This is a genomic window from Ruegeria sp. HKCCE4148, from assembly GCF_017872495.1.
In the GTDB taxonomy this organism is placed as follows: Bacteria; Pseudomonadota; Alphaproteobacteria; order Rhodobacterales; family Rhodobacteraceae; genus Ruegeria.
On record NZ_JAEDOS010000002.1, the window covers coordinates 645,274 to 659,418 of the forward strand.

General features: G+C 55.0%; 13 protein-coding genes. 5 read left to right on the forward strand and 8 right to left on the reverse strand.

Features of this window, described 5'->3' with window-relative positions:
* The first annotated feature begins 32 nt into the window (after positions 1–32).
* From I9187_RS08200 to I9187_RS08210, 3 genes are all read left to right on the forward strand, one after another.
* Positions 33–794 (forward strand): DUF6478 family protein, encoded by a 762-nt coding sequence (locus I9187_RS08200; RefSeq protein ID WP_171238318.1) that lies wholly within the window; start codon positions 33–35, stop codon positions 792–794.
* An 11-nt stretch (positions 795–805) separates the two neighbouring features.
* The gene (locus I9187_RS08205; RefSeq protein WP_171176864.1) at positions 806–1,165 is read left to right on the forward strand and encodes a hypothetical protein; all 360 of its coding nucleotides are present in this window, start codon (positions 806–808) and stop codon (positions 1,163–1,165) included.
* A 77-nt stretch (positions 1,166–1,242) separates the two neighbouring features.
* The gene (locus I9187_RS08210) at positions 1,243–2,769 is read left to right on the forward strand and encodes an MFS transporter (protein WP_171176862.1); all 1,527 of its coding nucleotides are present in this window, start codon (positions 1,243–1,245) and stop codon (positions 2,767–2,769) included.
* 111 nt (positions 2,770–2,880) lie between these two features.
* Here I9187_RS08210 and I9187_RS08215 read toward each other — a convergent pair whose 3' ends face one another.
* The 6 genes from I9187_RS08215 to I9187_RS08240 form a co-directional block, all read right to left on the reverse strand.
* Positions 2,881–4,221, reverse strand: a complete 1,341-nt coding sequence (locus I9187_RS08215) for a S41 family peptidase (protein ID WP_171176860.1) — start codon at positions 4,219–4,221, stop codon at positions 2,881–2,883.
* A 6-nt stretch (positions 4,222–4,227) separates the two neighbouring features.
* Positions 4,228–5,358 carry a peptidase M23 gene (locus tag I9187_RS08220; RefSeq protein WP_171176859.1) on the reverse strand — a complete coding sequence of 377 codons (1,131 nt, stop codon included), beginning with the start codon at positions 5,356–5,358 and terminating at the stop codon, positions 4,228–4,230.
* Entirely contained in the window at positions 5,355–6,872 is a 1,518-nt protein-coding gene (gpmI, locus tag I9187_RS08225; RefSeq protein ID WP_209940138.1) for a 2,3-bisphosphoglycerate-independent phosphoglycerate mutase, read from the reverse strand. Before gpmI ends, I9187_RS08220 begins: the two co-directional genes overlap by 4 nt.
* A gap of 102 nt (positions 6,873–6,974) precedes the next feature.
* A complete protein-coding gene (locus tag I9187_RS08230; RefSeq protein WP_171176855.1) occupies positions 6,975–8,645 on the reverse strand; it encodes a sulfatase-like hydrolase/transferase in 1,671 nt (556 codons plus the stop codon).
* 70 nt (positions 8,646–8,715) lie between these two features.
* The gene (nqrM, locus tag I9187_RS08235; RefSeq protein WP_171094920.1) at positions 8,716–8,952 is read right to left on the reverse strand and encodes a (Na+)-NQR maturation NqrM; all 237 of its coding nucleotides are present in this window, start codon (positions 8,950–8,952) and stop codon (positions 8,716–8,718) included.
* 14 nt (positions 8,953–8,966) lie between these two features.
* Positions 8,967–9,992 (reverse strand): FAD:protein FMN transferase, encoded by a 1,026-nt coding sequence (locus I9187_RS08240; RefSeq protein WP_245223155.1) that lies wholly within the window; start codon positions 9,990–9,992, stop codon positions 8,967–8,969.
* 376 nt (positions 9,993–10,368) lie between these two features.
* Here I9187_RS08240 and I9187_RS08245 point away from each other — a divergent pair, with 376 nt between their 5' ends.
* A complete protein-coding gene (locus I9187_RS08245; protein ID WP_171176851.1) occupies positions 10,369–10,893 on the forward strand; it encodes a CBS domain-containing protein in 525 nt (174 codons plus the stop codon).
* A gap of 2 nt (positions 10,894–10,895) precedes the next feature.
* Here I9187_RS08245 and I9187_RS08250 read toward each other — a convergent pair whose 3' ends face one another.
* Positions 10,896–11,660, reverse strand: a complete 765-nt coding sequence (locus tag I9187_RS08250; RefSeq protein ID WP_171176848.1) for a metallophosphoesterase family protein — start codon at positions 11,658–11,660, stop codon at positions 10,896–10,898.
* Positions 11,661–11,844: 184 nt separating this feature from the next.
* Here I9187_RS08250 and I9187_RS08255 point away from each other — a divergent pair, with 184 nt between their 5' ends.
* Positions 11,845–12,858 (forward strand): NAD-dependent epimerase/dehydratase family protein, encoded by a 1,014-nt coding sequence (locus tag I9187_RS08255; RefSeq protein WP_171176846.1) that lies wholly within the window; start codon positions 11,845–11,847, stop codon positions 12,856–12,858.
* 56 nt (positions 12,859–12,914) lie between these two features.
* Here the strand turns inward: I9187_RS08255 and nqrF are convergent, their stop codons facing one another.
* Positions 12,915–14,138, reverse strand: a complete 1,224-nt coding sequence (nqrF, locus tag I9187_RS08260) for an NADH:ubiquinone reductase (Na(+)-transporting) subunit F (RefSeq protein ID WP_171176844.1) — start codon at positions 14,136–14,138, stop codon at positions 12,915–12,917.
* Positions 14,139–14,145: the final 7 nt, after the last annotated feature.

A 14,145-nucleotide genomic window follows, 5' to 3' on the forward strand; every position in this document is an offset into this window, starting at 1 on the left:
ACTAAAGAGGCTGTGTATCGGACGACGAGGCCATGGGCAGAATTCTGGATCGTTATTTTCATCGCAAGGCACTGGACCGTTGGCGGCGGGCGGTGCAAAACGCGCAGGATGTCGGTCAAGCAGACTTGAAAATACAACGTGATCAGGCGCGTGTACTGCGCGGCCAACTCGATCAGTTGATTCAAGTGGCCGATTCCCGTCTGATCCGTCCCAAGATCGGATCCAGGCAGTTTCCAAAGCCTGTCGGCACCGACTGGAGCTGCAGGCCGGATTTGTGGCGTGGCCCTTTGGCGCAAACCGGCATAGCCTCAGCCCCACGCAAATCATCCCTTGATGCGCAGGTCAGCCTGTTTCATGACTGCCCTCTATCCGAGATTGCCGTACGGCAAATTCGAAATCGCGATGCACGCGATTTAGCCCCGTTTAGTCTGGCTGTTGAAGTCTTCAGTTTTGAAGGCTCGTTCCTTTCGGTGTCCGTCGATCTGCCAGAGGACGCAATACAGGACCTTTCTCGCGAGCATCTGATACGAATGGAGAGTGTGATCAATTGCGAAAAACCCTCTGGCATGTTCGCCCGCCTCAATATTCAGCACGGCCCCAATTCTGAGCAGGTGCTACGGGAATTATGCCCTTCAGAGTCCCAAAAAGCCGTAGATTTCGACCTGGCTCATCTGCCCCTGAACGAGCGTCGGATCGAAAAGATCTGGGTTGATTTGATCTTTGAGACCCCAAAAATGAACCGGATGGTTGTGCGGGACCTGACGTTCTGCCGCTTCCATCGTGCCGATTTGTGAGACGACCGGACATGACGCAATCAAAACTGACTTTCATCCGGTTCGAAAACGGGGTTTGGCAAGCCCATATAGGGATCGACCAGGAACCGGCAATTGAGGTTCAATACCTTGGTGAACCGCTGAACTCTGCCAGTCTTTCGCCGGCGGAAAATGGCTGGGATCTCAGTATCGAGGTACCCCGGTCAGCCCTGTCCGAAGGGGTTCATAGCTTTGTCATCTCGAATGCTGCAACGACTGAAAAACTAGGTGACTTTACTATTATCGCCGGTACCCCTGCTGCGGATGACCTTCGCGCCGAGGTTGCGTTGCTTCGCGCGGAACTGGACATGCTGAAAAGAGCGTTCCGTCGGATGTATCGCGACGACGACTGAGGCGTTAAGGCTCCCAAACTATCTTTTCAGCTATTTTCCGTGCATCATGGTCGCATTCAAAGTGGATCGCGCCCGACATGGACCGCAGCAGCATTGTTAAAGTCATCGCATTAATGGTGACAGGATTTGGGATCGGCATCGATTTTACCGGTGCTCTGATGCTGGTGCCTGCAATCGAAAACAGTTTTGATGCAGACATCACCAGCACTCAATGGGTTCTGAACATTTACGCCCTGTTTTTTGCCATGACTATGGTTGCGGGCGGGCGACTGGGTGACATGTATGGCCATCGTAAGATGATGATCATCGGACTGTGCATTTTTCTCTTCGCTTCAATCATGTGCTTTGTCTCGCCTAGCCTTGATTTTCTGGTTCTTGCCCGTGCCCTGCAGGGAATTGGCGCAGGATGTGTTTGGCCCTGTACACTGGCCTTTGGCGCGACCAAAGTGTCCAGACCAGAACACCGGGCCCTTGTTATGGGCCTGATCCTGGCGGGTGTGACCACCGGCAATGTGTTTGGACCTATGATCAGCGGATTGGCCGTAAATCTGGGAGAATGGAGGTATTTCTTCCTAGCCAATGTCGTTTTCTCATGTATTTCGATGGCCACCGCCCTAATCCTGATGGAACGCGAGACGCAGCACAAAAAGGACGAACATCTCGACCTCGCTGGCATGGGTCTCTTGGCGTTTGCGGTTCTGTTTTTGCTTTACGCGCTGGATGTTGGTGCGGATTGGGGATGGACATCAGTTCCGCTGTTAATGCTGTTTTTCATCAGCGCGGTGCTGTTCATTTTGTTCCCAAGGATAGAAAAACGTGTCACAGAACCGCTGCTTTTGCCCCAAATGATGCAGAATCGCCAATTCAGGATCACGCTTGGCCTGAATATGTTTAACGTCTCTGCCGCGTTCGTCGGGCTGCTCTACTTCCCTCAATACATGCAAAAGGTTCTAGGCTGGTCGGCCTTTGAGTCCGCTCTGGGACTGGCGCCACTCACGGTGCTTCTGGCTGTGGGATCGATTGTCTCGGGCACGTTGTATAATGATTTCGGACCCAAGCGACTTTTGTTCTGGGGTTATATAATCGCCACAATCGGGGCCGCGACAATTGTCGTTATGCCAAGCGATTTGGGGTATTTTCGCATTTTGCCCGGCATGGCAATGATCGGGCTGGGCGCGACCCTGACCGTTGGCCCATCTGGAACGGCAGCCGTCTGTGCAGTCAAACCCGAACGCGCTGGCCTTGTCGGTGGGCTGAGTTTCATGACGCATCTGGTGTATGGTGCCATTTCCGTCGCTTGCGCCACCGCCATCATGTATGTCGTAAGCCTATCCAAATTGCGTGAAGGTTTGACCGCGGCAGGGATCAAGTTGAACGGGTCGGACCTGAAGGCGATCAATGGCGGTACACTGGATGCACCTTCGGCCCAGGCGGTGATCGGCCATCTGAGCGAAACTGACCTGGAAAAGGTTCATTTCGCCCTGTCCGCTGCTTTCAACAGCGGTATGAGCATGGCGTTCGTCTTTTCGACCGTGTCCGTATCGGTGGGTATCGTGCTGGCGCTTCTGCTGGATGAAAAAAAGCTACACAAGATCGAAGGTTAGCCCGATTTCACATACAGTTGAAACGCGCCCCGCCAGCGGCCTCTGAATCCGAATTCTATCAGTGAGGTTTGCACAAAGAAAAAGGGCCGCGTTGGCCGCGGCCCCGTTTTGTTATTGAGACGGCCCGTCGGGGTTAAACGCCGAAAGGCCTTTGAGGATGTCGATGGCATATGCCAACTGATAATCCTCTTCCCGCAGTTCAGCCGTGGCTTCGGCTTTGGCGCGGTCTTCTTCAATCTGGCGAATTTCATCTTCGCTGAGGCTGTCATTGTCCAGGCTGCCGCGCAGCTCGGCCTCTGATCGGGTAAAGCGGCTATCCTCTTCCTCTTCAGTCTCGGGCTGCGGCCTTGGCTGTTCCACGATAATATCAGGGCTGACACCAAGGGCCTGAATAGAACGACCCGACGGTGTGTAATAGCGTGACGTGGTCAGACGCATGGCCCCGTCACCGCGCAGAGGCATAACCGTTTGCACGGAGCCCTTCCCGAAGCTTTTCGTGCCGACCACAATCGCACGGCGGTGATCCTGCAATGCACCTGCCACAATTTCGGACGCCGATGCCGAACCACCATTGATCAGAACAACGATCGGTTTGCCTTCAGCCAGATCGCCGGGCGAAGCATTAAAGCGCTCTCCCTCTTCCGGATCACGGCCGCGGGTCGAAACGATTTCGCCTTCGTTCAGGAACGCATCCGAGACTTTGATTGCCTGCGTCAGCAAGCCGCCCGGATTGTTGCGCAGGTCGAGGACAAATCCATTGACCTTATCGATGCCACCGGCTTCCTCGATCTGTTCCTGCAAACCTTCTTTAAGGTTCGGGAAGGTCTGGTCGTTGAACGTGGTCACTCGCAGAACAACGCTGGTGCCTTCGGTGCGCGCACGAACAGCCGTCAGTTTGATCGTGTCCCGGATGATCGTGACGTCGAAAGGATCCGGCTCACCTTCGCGAACGACAGTGATTACAATCTCGGAACCCACCGGGCCACGCATCAGGTCAACAGCCTTATCCAGCGTAAGGCCCAGAATGCTTTCGCCATCGACATGAGTGATGAAGTCCCCGGCCTCAATTCCGGCTGCGTCTGCAGGGGTATCGTCAATCGGCGATACGACTTTGACAAAACCGTCTTCCTGCGTGACTTCGATACCAAGCCCGCCGAACTCACCCCGGGTCTGCACGCGCATCTGTTCGGCATCGTCGGGCGAAAGATAGCTGGAATGCGGATCAAGCGAGGTCAACATGCCATCAATGGCTGCCTCGATCAGCTCTTCGGGTTCGACCTCTTCAACATATTGCGCGCGGATGCGCTCAAAAATGTCGCCAAACAGATCCAGTTGCTCATAGACGCTGGCCTTGTTTTCGGCCTCCTGCGCCAGCAGTGGTCCCGCTATCTGGGTCGTTGCAAGAATTCCTGCCACAGTTCCGGCCAGACCGGCCATCACAAATCTCTTCATACTCGTTTATCCATCCTTGTCGGTCCGGAACCATGTTTCCGGGTCCACGGGGCTATTATCTTCTCTTACCTCTATATAGAGCGTTTCTGAGCGATCAGTTCCAGTGCCATCACCGCTTGTTGACAATATTGCGCCAATTTCGGGCGTTTCACCGGGCATCAAGCCCACCGGAGTGCCCTCGGGGATCACCTGACCGGGGTGGCCATAGACCTCTTGCAACCCGGAAAACACAAAAAGCAGCCCCGGCTGCGGTTCAAGAATAACCAGATTCCCCAGATCCAATAAGGGACCCCGATAACGGATCGTGGCCGCCGTGGGCGAAGTAACCAGCGTACGCGGACGTGTTCCAAGCACCAAACCGGCGCGTGTCACCCCCGCAGCGTCCGTTTCGCCAGCTTTGTGCAACAAGACGCCCTGGACCGGCAAAGAAATCTGCCCTTTCTGACCCGAAACATCCGCATCAGTTTCAATGATCTCGCCTTCCGAGATTTCAGATAGTCCACTTGCAAACCCGTCCAGCGTTTCGGTCGAGGAAATCAGAATGGCCGTGCGCACTGGGTCCTCGACAAATCGTCTGGGCAGATCTGTGCGATCGGCGATGGCTTCGCTCAGGCGCGCGCGTGCATCCTGAACGCCTCTAAGGCCCTTAGTCAGGGTTTCCGACGCGCTTTGTTGCAGCAGGCGCAGTGTCTGTACCTCGTTCAGATCATCTGCCAGAGCCTGCGCTTTGGCGTTCAAGCCCGGAGTGACCTCGGACAGCATCATACCGGCCCGCGCCGCGCCCAATGGGCCCGATGGATGCAACATCAAAACCGGAGGCGCCGTTGTTTCAATGGTTTGCAAAACGCCGATCAACTGCCGGACGTCCTTTTCGCGCGCCTGCAACTCGGCGCTCAGCTGCGCCTCGCGGGTTGCGGCCTGGCGCAGCCCTTCCCGCATCGCGCTCAACCCCGCCTCATAGGCTTGGATCGTTTGGGTAAGCGCACGTACGCGGTCTCGGGCACCGTCAGCCTCGCTTAGCGAGATTGAGGCGTCCTCCAACATCTCTGCGGCTTTCAATGCCGCCAGCGATGAGTCCGACTGGGCCAGCACCGGAACGGCTGAAATCAGGAAAGCCGCAAGGGTCGCCAGTTTCATGACAAAAGGCTTTCTCCGGTCATCTCTGGTGGTTTTGGCAGGCCCATCAATTCAAGCAAGGTTGGGGCCAGATCCGACAAACGCCCCTGCCGTAATTGCGCCCCTTCAGGCCCACCGACCAGCGCCACCGGCACCGGGTTCAGTGTGTGGGCGGTATGCGGACCACCCGTCTCGGGATCAAGCATCATTTCGCAATTGCCATGATCTGCGGTGACAATCATCGCACCGCCGGCCTTTTCCAGTGCAGCAACAACTTGCGCCAGACCCTGATCCACAGCCTCACACGCTTTGATCGCCGCCTTCAGATCACCGGTATGGCCCACCATGTCAGGATTGGCATAGTTTGTGACAATCAGGTCATATCCGTCTTCGATAGCCTCAACAAATTTAGCCGTGACCTCGGCCGCCGACATTTCGGGTTGCAGATCATAAGTCGCAACCTTTGGCGATTTAGGCATAAAACGATCTTCACCCTGCTCAGGCGTCTCTTTGCCGCCGTTCAGGAAGAAGGTTACATGCGGGTATTTCTCGGTTTCGGCCAACCGGAACTGGCGCAACCCCTGTTTGGCCACCCATTCACCCAGAGTATTCACGATGGCCCGCTTTGGAAAAACCGTGGTCATATAGGCGTTGTGGCCGTCCGAATATTCGACCATGCCCAGCAGCGCCGAGAGATTGGGCTGCAGCCCTGTATCAAAGTCAGAAAATCCCGGCTCTCCAATGGCGCGCAGGATTTCCCGCGCCCGATCAGCTCGAAAATTGAGGCAGAAAAACCCGTCGCCGTCTTGAACGCCCGTGTAACCATCAAGAACGGTCGGGGTGATGAACTCGTCTGACTCAGACTGGTTATAGGCATGATCGACGGCACCATGGGCGCTTTGCGCCGCCCTTCCCTGCCCTTTGATCATCGCGTCAAAGGCTTCGCTGACACGCTCCCAGCGATTGTCTCGGTCCATGGCAAAATAGCGTCCGCAGACGGTCACTATGCGCGCGTTTTCAGGCAAGCGCTCTTCCAGTTCCGCGATATAGGTCAGCGCCGATTTTGGCGCTACGTCCCGCCCATCGGTGACTGCGTGCAGCGCAACAGGGACGCCAGCATCGGTGATCGCGGTCGCCGCGGCGACAATATGGTTCAGGTGCCCATGCACGCCCCCGTTCGAGACCAGCCCCATCAGATGTGCTGTCCCGTCTGCCGCTTTCACTTTGGCGATAAATTGTTGCAGGGCTTCATTTTCCAAAAATGACCCATCTTCGATAGCCAGATCGATCTGACCCAAATCCATGGCGACAACGCGGCCTGCGCCGATATTGGTGTGGCCAACCTCTGAATTGCCCATCTGCCCGCTGGGCAGTCCAACATCGGGTCCGTGGGTGATCAGCGTTGCATGAGGGCCTTTGGCCATGATCGCGTCAAAGGTCGGGGTGCACGCAAGATACGGCGCGTTGGCTTTGGTGTCTTCGGACAGCCCCCACCCATCGAGAATGCACAATACAACAGGTTTGGGCGCGGCCATAGAATTTCTCCGATTACTGCTCGTGCGCTTCTTCTATCGCCTTGCCCTCGGCGGGTGAACCACCTTTGGGCAGGTGAAAAAGATTTAATAGACGCAGAGGCGCTATTCCTTAAGGTAGCTCTTGTATGGACGTGCCTTTCGATTGCGGTACTTCACAGTCAGGTCCAAAGGCGCGTCGTTTTCGTCGTACACACCCAAGACAATGCCTCGGCCTCTGCTTTTGGTACGCATATCTATCAATTGCTGTTCCGACCTCGTGGTGCGTTGTGACGGTCGCCGCGCCCATGCGAACAGGTGATCATACATTTCAGCGATCACGTTTGCATGCTCTGCGCTGTTGCCCAGATCATTCAGTTCCTGAGGATCGTTTTCCAGATCAAACAGGATCGGTCTGTGCCCACCTTCGCAATGGATCAGCTTCCACTTTTTGTTGGCCACCATGAACATCACCGCTTCGCGAACCGACACTCCCACGATATCAGCGATCGGTGAGCCTGAGTAATCGTATTCGCAGATGACAAAGTCCCGGGGCACCTCTTCTGCTGACCCATGCAGGATGGGCAGCAACGAATGACCTTCAAGGATATGAGTGGCAACGTCACCGCCTGCCACATCAACAAAGGTTGGAGCCAGATCGATGGACTCGACCAACGCATCACTGACCGTCCCGCGTGTCGCATCAGCCTCGGGCGATGGATCATAAATGATCAGGGGCATTTTGGTCGAAGCATCGTGAAAAAACGTCTTCTCACCCATCCAATGATCACCAAGAAAATCACCGTGATCCGAAGTTAGAACGATCATCGTGTCGTCCATCCGCCCGGTTTTTTCCATCCAGTTAAACAGACGCCCCATCTGATTGTCGGCTTGATTGATCAAGCCCATATAGGCTGGGATCACCGCCTCACGCACATCCTGTCGGGAAAAGGTCTGGCCAATCTTTGTGTCCATGAAAGCCTTGAGCACCGGGTGCGCATTTTGCTGCTCAGCCTCGGATCGTACCACGGGCAAAACATGCTCTGGACCATACATTGAGGCATAAGGTTCTGGCACGATGTAAGGCCAATGCGGTTTGATAAAGCTCAGGTGGCAGCACCACGGGCCATCATGCGTTTCCATAAACTCGATACCGCGCCCTGTCAGATAAGGCGTTTCACTGTCTTCTTCGGCGATATTTGCGGGTTCCGGCGCATTTTTCAAAAACCAGCCGGACAGAACATTGCCATCTTCATCCAGACCTGAGTTGGCAAAATCATGCCAGGGATTGTCGCTCTCATACCCCTTGGCCTTGAGGAACTTGTTGTACTCCTTCGCTCCGTCCGGATCGTAAAACCCGTCGGGACCCTCGGGCAACATACCATCATCGCGTTCGAATACGTCAAAGCCGCATTCGGCAACCCGGGCACCGATCAGGCTGTCAGGTTCCAGCCCCAACCGCGCCATGCCTTCTGCGTCCGCCCGCATATGAGTTTTGCCGACCAGCCAGCAGTCCATTCCCGCCTTGCGCAGATGGTCGCCCATCGTGATCTCGCCGACTTTGAGCGGAATACCGTTCCAAGACGCCCCATGCGAATGCACATAGCGCCCGGTATAGGTCGACATGCGCGAACTACCGCAGATTGGGGATTGTATGTAAGCGCGGTTAAACCGAACGCCTTTGGCTGCCAGGCGATCGATGTTGGGGGTGTGCAGGTGTGGATGCCCGTAACAGCTCAGGTAGTCCCAGCGCAGCTGGTCGAACATGATGAACAGGATGTTTTTTGCCTTGGCCAATACCACGCCCCCAAACCTTATGGAGACCTAGTTAGCCATTTCCGTCCGCAGTGCGAAGCAAAACTTTGCTTCAGGCCTGACGCTCCATCTGCTCCAGCATCTTCTTGGCGCGCTTGCATTGCAACTGATCGCGCAACGGGCTGTTGGGATCCACGTCCTTTTGGCAGACAACGCATTTATCAGCACCCGAGATTGCATTCAGACCACCACAGCTGCCTTTGATGGTCTTTCCCATCAACATGACGCCGAGTGACATACCCACCATGACGAGGGCGAGAAGAATAAAAGCCAGAATAAAAGTGCTCATCTCAGCTCCACCAGTCAGTTCGATTCCAGCGCGTTTTTGAACGCGGTGCTATGGGCAGTAATATAAGCTTCTTCACCGCCTGTCACATCCCGCGAGATGAAATACACGGCAAGTTTATGCTCTTCCGCCAGTTTCAGGCCCTTTTCCTGACCCAAGGCCAGCATCGCGGTGGCCCAGGCATCGGCCATCATCGCGTTTTCGGCCAAAACAGTGACAGAGGTTGTCCGGTGCGTAATCGGGCGTCCCGTCGTCGGATCGATGATATGCGAATAGCGCACGCCGTCCTGTTCGAAGAAATTCTTGTAATCGCCCGAGCTGGCCATGCCCAGGTCATTCACTGACACGATCAGCTGAATGCTCTGACTGCCCGTTTCCGGTTTTTCGATGCCGATGCGCCAGGCTTCGCCCTTTTCGTTCTGACCCATGGCGACCAGATCACCACCAATTTCAACCAGGTAATTCTCGATTCCGGCGTCCCTTAAGGTTTCGGCAACCGCATCGATGCCATATCCCTTGGCAATTGCAGACAGGTTGATACCGACCCTGGCGTCAGATTTCGCCAGAGTTCCGGCTTCGGTATCCAGCGTCAGCAGACGGCTTTGGCCAACGCTGTTTAACGCGGCCTGGATGTCAGTATCAGACGGCACCGGATCTTCGGGCTTACGAGGGCCAAACCCCCATAATTCGATCAGTGGGCCAAGGGTCACATCGAAAGTTCCACCGGTTTTTTCGTGCACGTCGTTGGCAGCAGCGATGACCAAAGCGAATTCGTTTGAGATAGTCATTGGCTCTGTACTGGCCGACGCCGAAAAGACAGAGACCTCGGAATTCGGGTCCCAGTTCGACATCTTCGCGTTTACCTCAGCCAATGTCTCATCGACCGAGGCCGCAAGTTTGGTCTCGTCCAGATCTTCGCCTATGGCAGTGATATTGAAGGTTGTCCCCATCGTTTCACCGGACAACCGGACCACTTCGGGCTCCTTGTCCAAAAAGCAGCCGGAAAGAAGGGCAACAAGGGCCACAAAAGGCAAAAGACGCATGGGGCGAGCTCCGGGATTTTCTGTGCCCGGCATATGCCAGTGACCCTTGTCAGAGTCAAATCGGCATCACAGCTTTAACGGCAGAAAACCTAATGCCAAAAGCCCAACCCCAGCCGGAACTCCGAACAGCCACGCTCGCTTCTGCCACCCCGGGGCCTGTTGTTTCCAGGCCATGCGAAAGTTGTGACCGCATACGACAACCGCAAAGAATATCAAAGCGGCCACCGGAGGGGTAAGGTAGAGTTCACTCACAAGCCTGATCGTCCTTTGCTGACCACGGAATCCACTTATTCGAGCAATTGCACCCTATACAGGTCATTTAGCTGCGCTAAGGTGAAAGGGAAAGATATTGCAAGATCGAATAAGGAGATTGCCCATGGCCCCAACCTCGTACCAGGCACCGATGCGCGGTGACAAAGAGGAAAAGACAACGTACAGCCAAACGACCGGGTCCAATCTTGCGCAGTCAAAGACAGCAGTGTCCAAACTGCTTGAGGGCAAAGGGGGCGATGTGTTTTCCGTCCGCCCCAACGAGACGATTCATTCTGTCGTCAACATTCTCAAGGAAAAGCGGATCGGTGCCGTCTTGGTGACGGATCAGAACGGTGCGTTGCAAGGCATTCTGTCAGAGCGCGACATCGTGCGGCGTATGGCGGACACACCCGGACAGACCTTACCTCAATCCGTCGAAGATCTGATGACCAAAGAGGTTAAGACCTGTACAACCGACGATCTGCTGAACGATGTTCTGAAGACCATGACCGAAGGTCGTTTTCGTCATATGCCCGTGCTGCGTGACGGCAAATTGTGTGGCGTTATCACTATCGGAGACGTCGTTCATTTCCGCCTGAAAGAACTGGAATATGAAGCCTTGCGCATGAAGCAGATGATCGTCGGCTAAGGTCAGCCAGTCGAAAGGAACCTGATACTGCCGTCCTGAATTTCAGCTGCCGTGAGTCGGCCCGAGGCAAAAGCGCCCGTGTCAATTGACAACACCCTATTTCTGACACGGGGGTGATCTACGATTGTGTGGCCGTGCACCACCCATTGCCCGTCGCTGCGCGGCAGTCTTGGGAACATTGGATGTCCCCAAAGACAAATCTGGCGATCCTGGGCTTCGAGCGATTGGCGTGGGTCCAACGCTGCGTGAACAAATGTAGCGTTTCCACTGGTCCAGGTCAGCGGTCGGTCGGACAGCCAGTTAAGCAGAGTTTGACCCATCGCTTGACGCAGGCCATCTGCCAATTCTTTCGCTTGCTGAGTGTCTTCTTTGTCTGGGGTCAGCTTGAGGCCGAATGAGGCAAGCGTTTGTACGCCTCCATTTCGAAACCAAATCGGGGCGTATTCCTCTGGGGCATCTACAAAACGCAACAGCATCTCTTCGTGGTTGCCAAGAAGGCAATGAACTCGTCCACCTGACGCTTGGCTCAGATAAAGCAAATGGCGCAAAACATGAGCACTGTTCGGACCACGATCGATATAGTCGCCAACAAAAACCAATGGATCTTGATCGTCTAGACGAGGCAAAAGCGCGTGCAGCAGATCCAGGCGGCCATGAATATCACCCACCGCTGTCACGCGCGTGCCGGGGGAGATGTCGCAAGACACTGTTTCGGTCGCTGGACGCGCCGAACGGTTGAACCGTGATTTGATCCATTTCGTAACCATGCGCCCTGATCCCTACCCTTCCGAGCAAATGGCGGCAATGAACATCTGATTGAACCGGCAAAGTGTTGACCAACACCCTCGTGTTGTCCGATATGACCTTCAAAGTGGTCGAAAAACGTTGATCTCAGGCGCGAAACAAAGTCTTTCGGTCAACGGTGATTTCGTGGTGCGTTCTGAGGGTTTTATGAAACGGGTTTTGATTACGGGCTCTGCGGGGTTCATCGGGTTCCATCTGGCCAAGCTGCTTCTTTCAGAAGGGTTTCAGGTGCATGGCTATGACGGGATGACCGACTATTACGATGTGACGCTTAAACAGCGTAGGCATCAGATCCTGCTACAAACCCCAGGCTTTACCGCGACCGAGGATCGATTGGAAAACTATGACCGGCTGGTGCAGGTGGCGGAGGAATTCCATCCCGATGTCATCGTCCACTTGGCGGCCCAAGCCGGTGTTCGGCACAGCCTCGAATACCCCCGCAGCTATATCGAATCTAATGTCGTTGGCACGTTCAACGTGATGGAAATCGCGCGCCAGCATGAGGTCGGACATCTGTTGATGGCTTCGACCTCGTCCATCTATGGTGCCAACGAAGAGATGCCGTTTACCGAAACGGAAAAAGCGGACACGCAATTGACCATCTACTCTGCCACCAAAAAGGCGAATGAGGCGATGGGGCATTCCTATGCGCATCTGTGGAATCTGCCGACCACGATGTTTCGGTTTTTTACGGTCTATGGCACCTGGGGTCGGCCCGACCTGGCCTATTTCAAGTTTGTGGCCGCCATTCTCGAAGGCCGTCCGATTGACATTTACAATCACGGAGACATGTATCGGGACTTCACCCATGTTGAAGATTTGGTGCGCGGGATCAGATTGCTGATCGATGTACCCCCGGTCCGGCCTGCCAGCCGTGAAGACATCGAGGATGGCGATAGCCTTTCAACGGTTGCGCCCTATCGCATCGTCAATATCGGAAATGGCGACAAAGTGCGTCTGATGGACTTCATCGAAGCCATCGAAGAGGCGGTTGGACAGACGGCCATCAAGAACTTTATGCCGATGCAGATGGGCGACGTTCATGCGACATGGGCTGACAACCGCCTGTTGCAGCGGTTGACCAATTACCGTCCACAGACGGACCTGAAAGATGGCATAGCCCAGTTCGTTTCCTGGTATCGGGATTACTACGGAAAATAGCGTTGGCTAAAAGTTGAATGAAAAAACCGGCGCTGGCTGCGCCGGTTTTTCTATTATTAACCGCCGAAATCGTCCAGCATGATGTCTTCACGATCCACGCCCAGATCCAGCAGCATGTTGATGACCGACTGGTTCATGATGGGCGGACCACACATGTAGAACTCGCAGTCTTCTGGCGCGGGATGGTTCTTGAGGTATTCTTCGAACAGGACGTTATGGATGAATCCGGTATAGCCTTTCCAGTCATCCTCGGGCTGCGCATCCGAAAGCGCGACATGCCATTCGAAATTGTCGAACTCTTCGGCCAGTTGGTCGAAATCCTCGACAAAGAACATCTCTTTCTTCGACCGCGCGCCATACCAGAAGCTGATCTTGCGATCGCGGTTTTCAAGGCGCTTGAGTTGGTCGAAGATGTGGCTTCGCATGGGGGCCATGCCGGCACCACCACCGATGAACACCATCTCTTTTTGGGTCTCACGCGCGAAGAACTCGCCAAACGGACCCGAGATTGTAACCTTGTCACCCGGTTTCAGGTTGAAGATGTAGGATGACATCTGACCCGGCGGGATGCCTTCCGAGCCCGGAGGCGGCGAAGCCACACGGACGTTCAGCATGATCATGCCTTTTTCATCCGGGTAGTTGGCCATCGAATAGGCCCGTTCGATCGGTTCCGCGACAACCGACTCATACTGCCACAGATTGAAGCGATCCCAATCCTCGCGGTATTCCTCTTCCACATCGAAATCGGTGTATTTCAACTGGTGTGCGGGGGCCTCGATCTGGATGTAGCCACCGGCGCGGAAGTTCACATCCTCGCCTTCCGGCAAGTCTAGGGTCAGTGCTTTGATAAAGGTTGCAACGTTTTCGTTCGAACGAACGGTACATTCCCATTTCTTGACGCCGAAGACCTCTTCCGGGACTTCGATGTCCATATCCTGTTTCACGGCCACCTGACAGGACAGTCGGTCACCGCACGAGGCTTCGCGTTTGGTGATATGGCTTTCCTCAGTGGGCAGGATCGACCCACCACCCGAATGCACGCGCACCCGACATTGCGCGCAGGTGCCACCGCCGCCGCAAGCCGAAGGAACAAAAAGCTTCTCGGCCGCCAGCGTTTGCAGCAATTTGCCGCCTGCGGGAACGGAAATGGTTTTCTCGCCGTTGATGGTGATGTTCACGTTGCCGGTCGACACCAGCTTGGACCGGGCGGCCATGATGACGGCCACCAGTGCCAGAACGATGACGGTGAAAAGAGCTACGCCTAGGGTAAAGGTTTCCATTGACGCC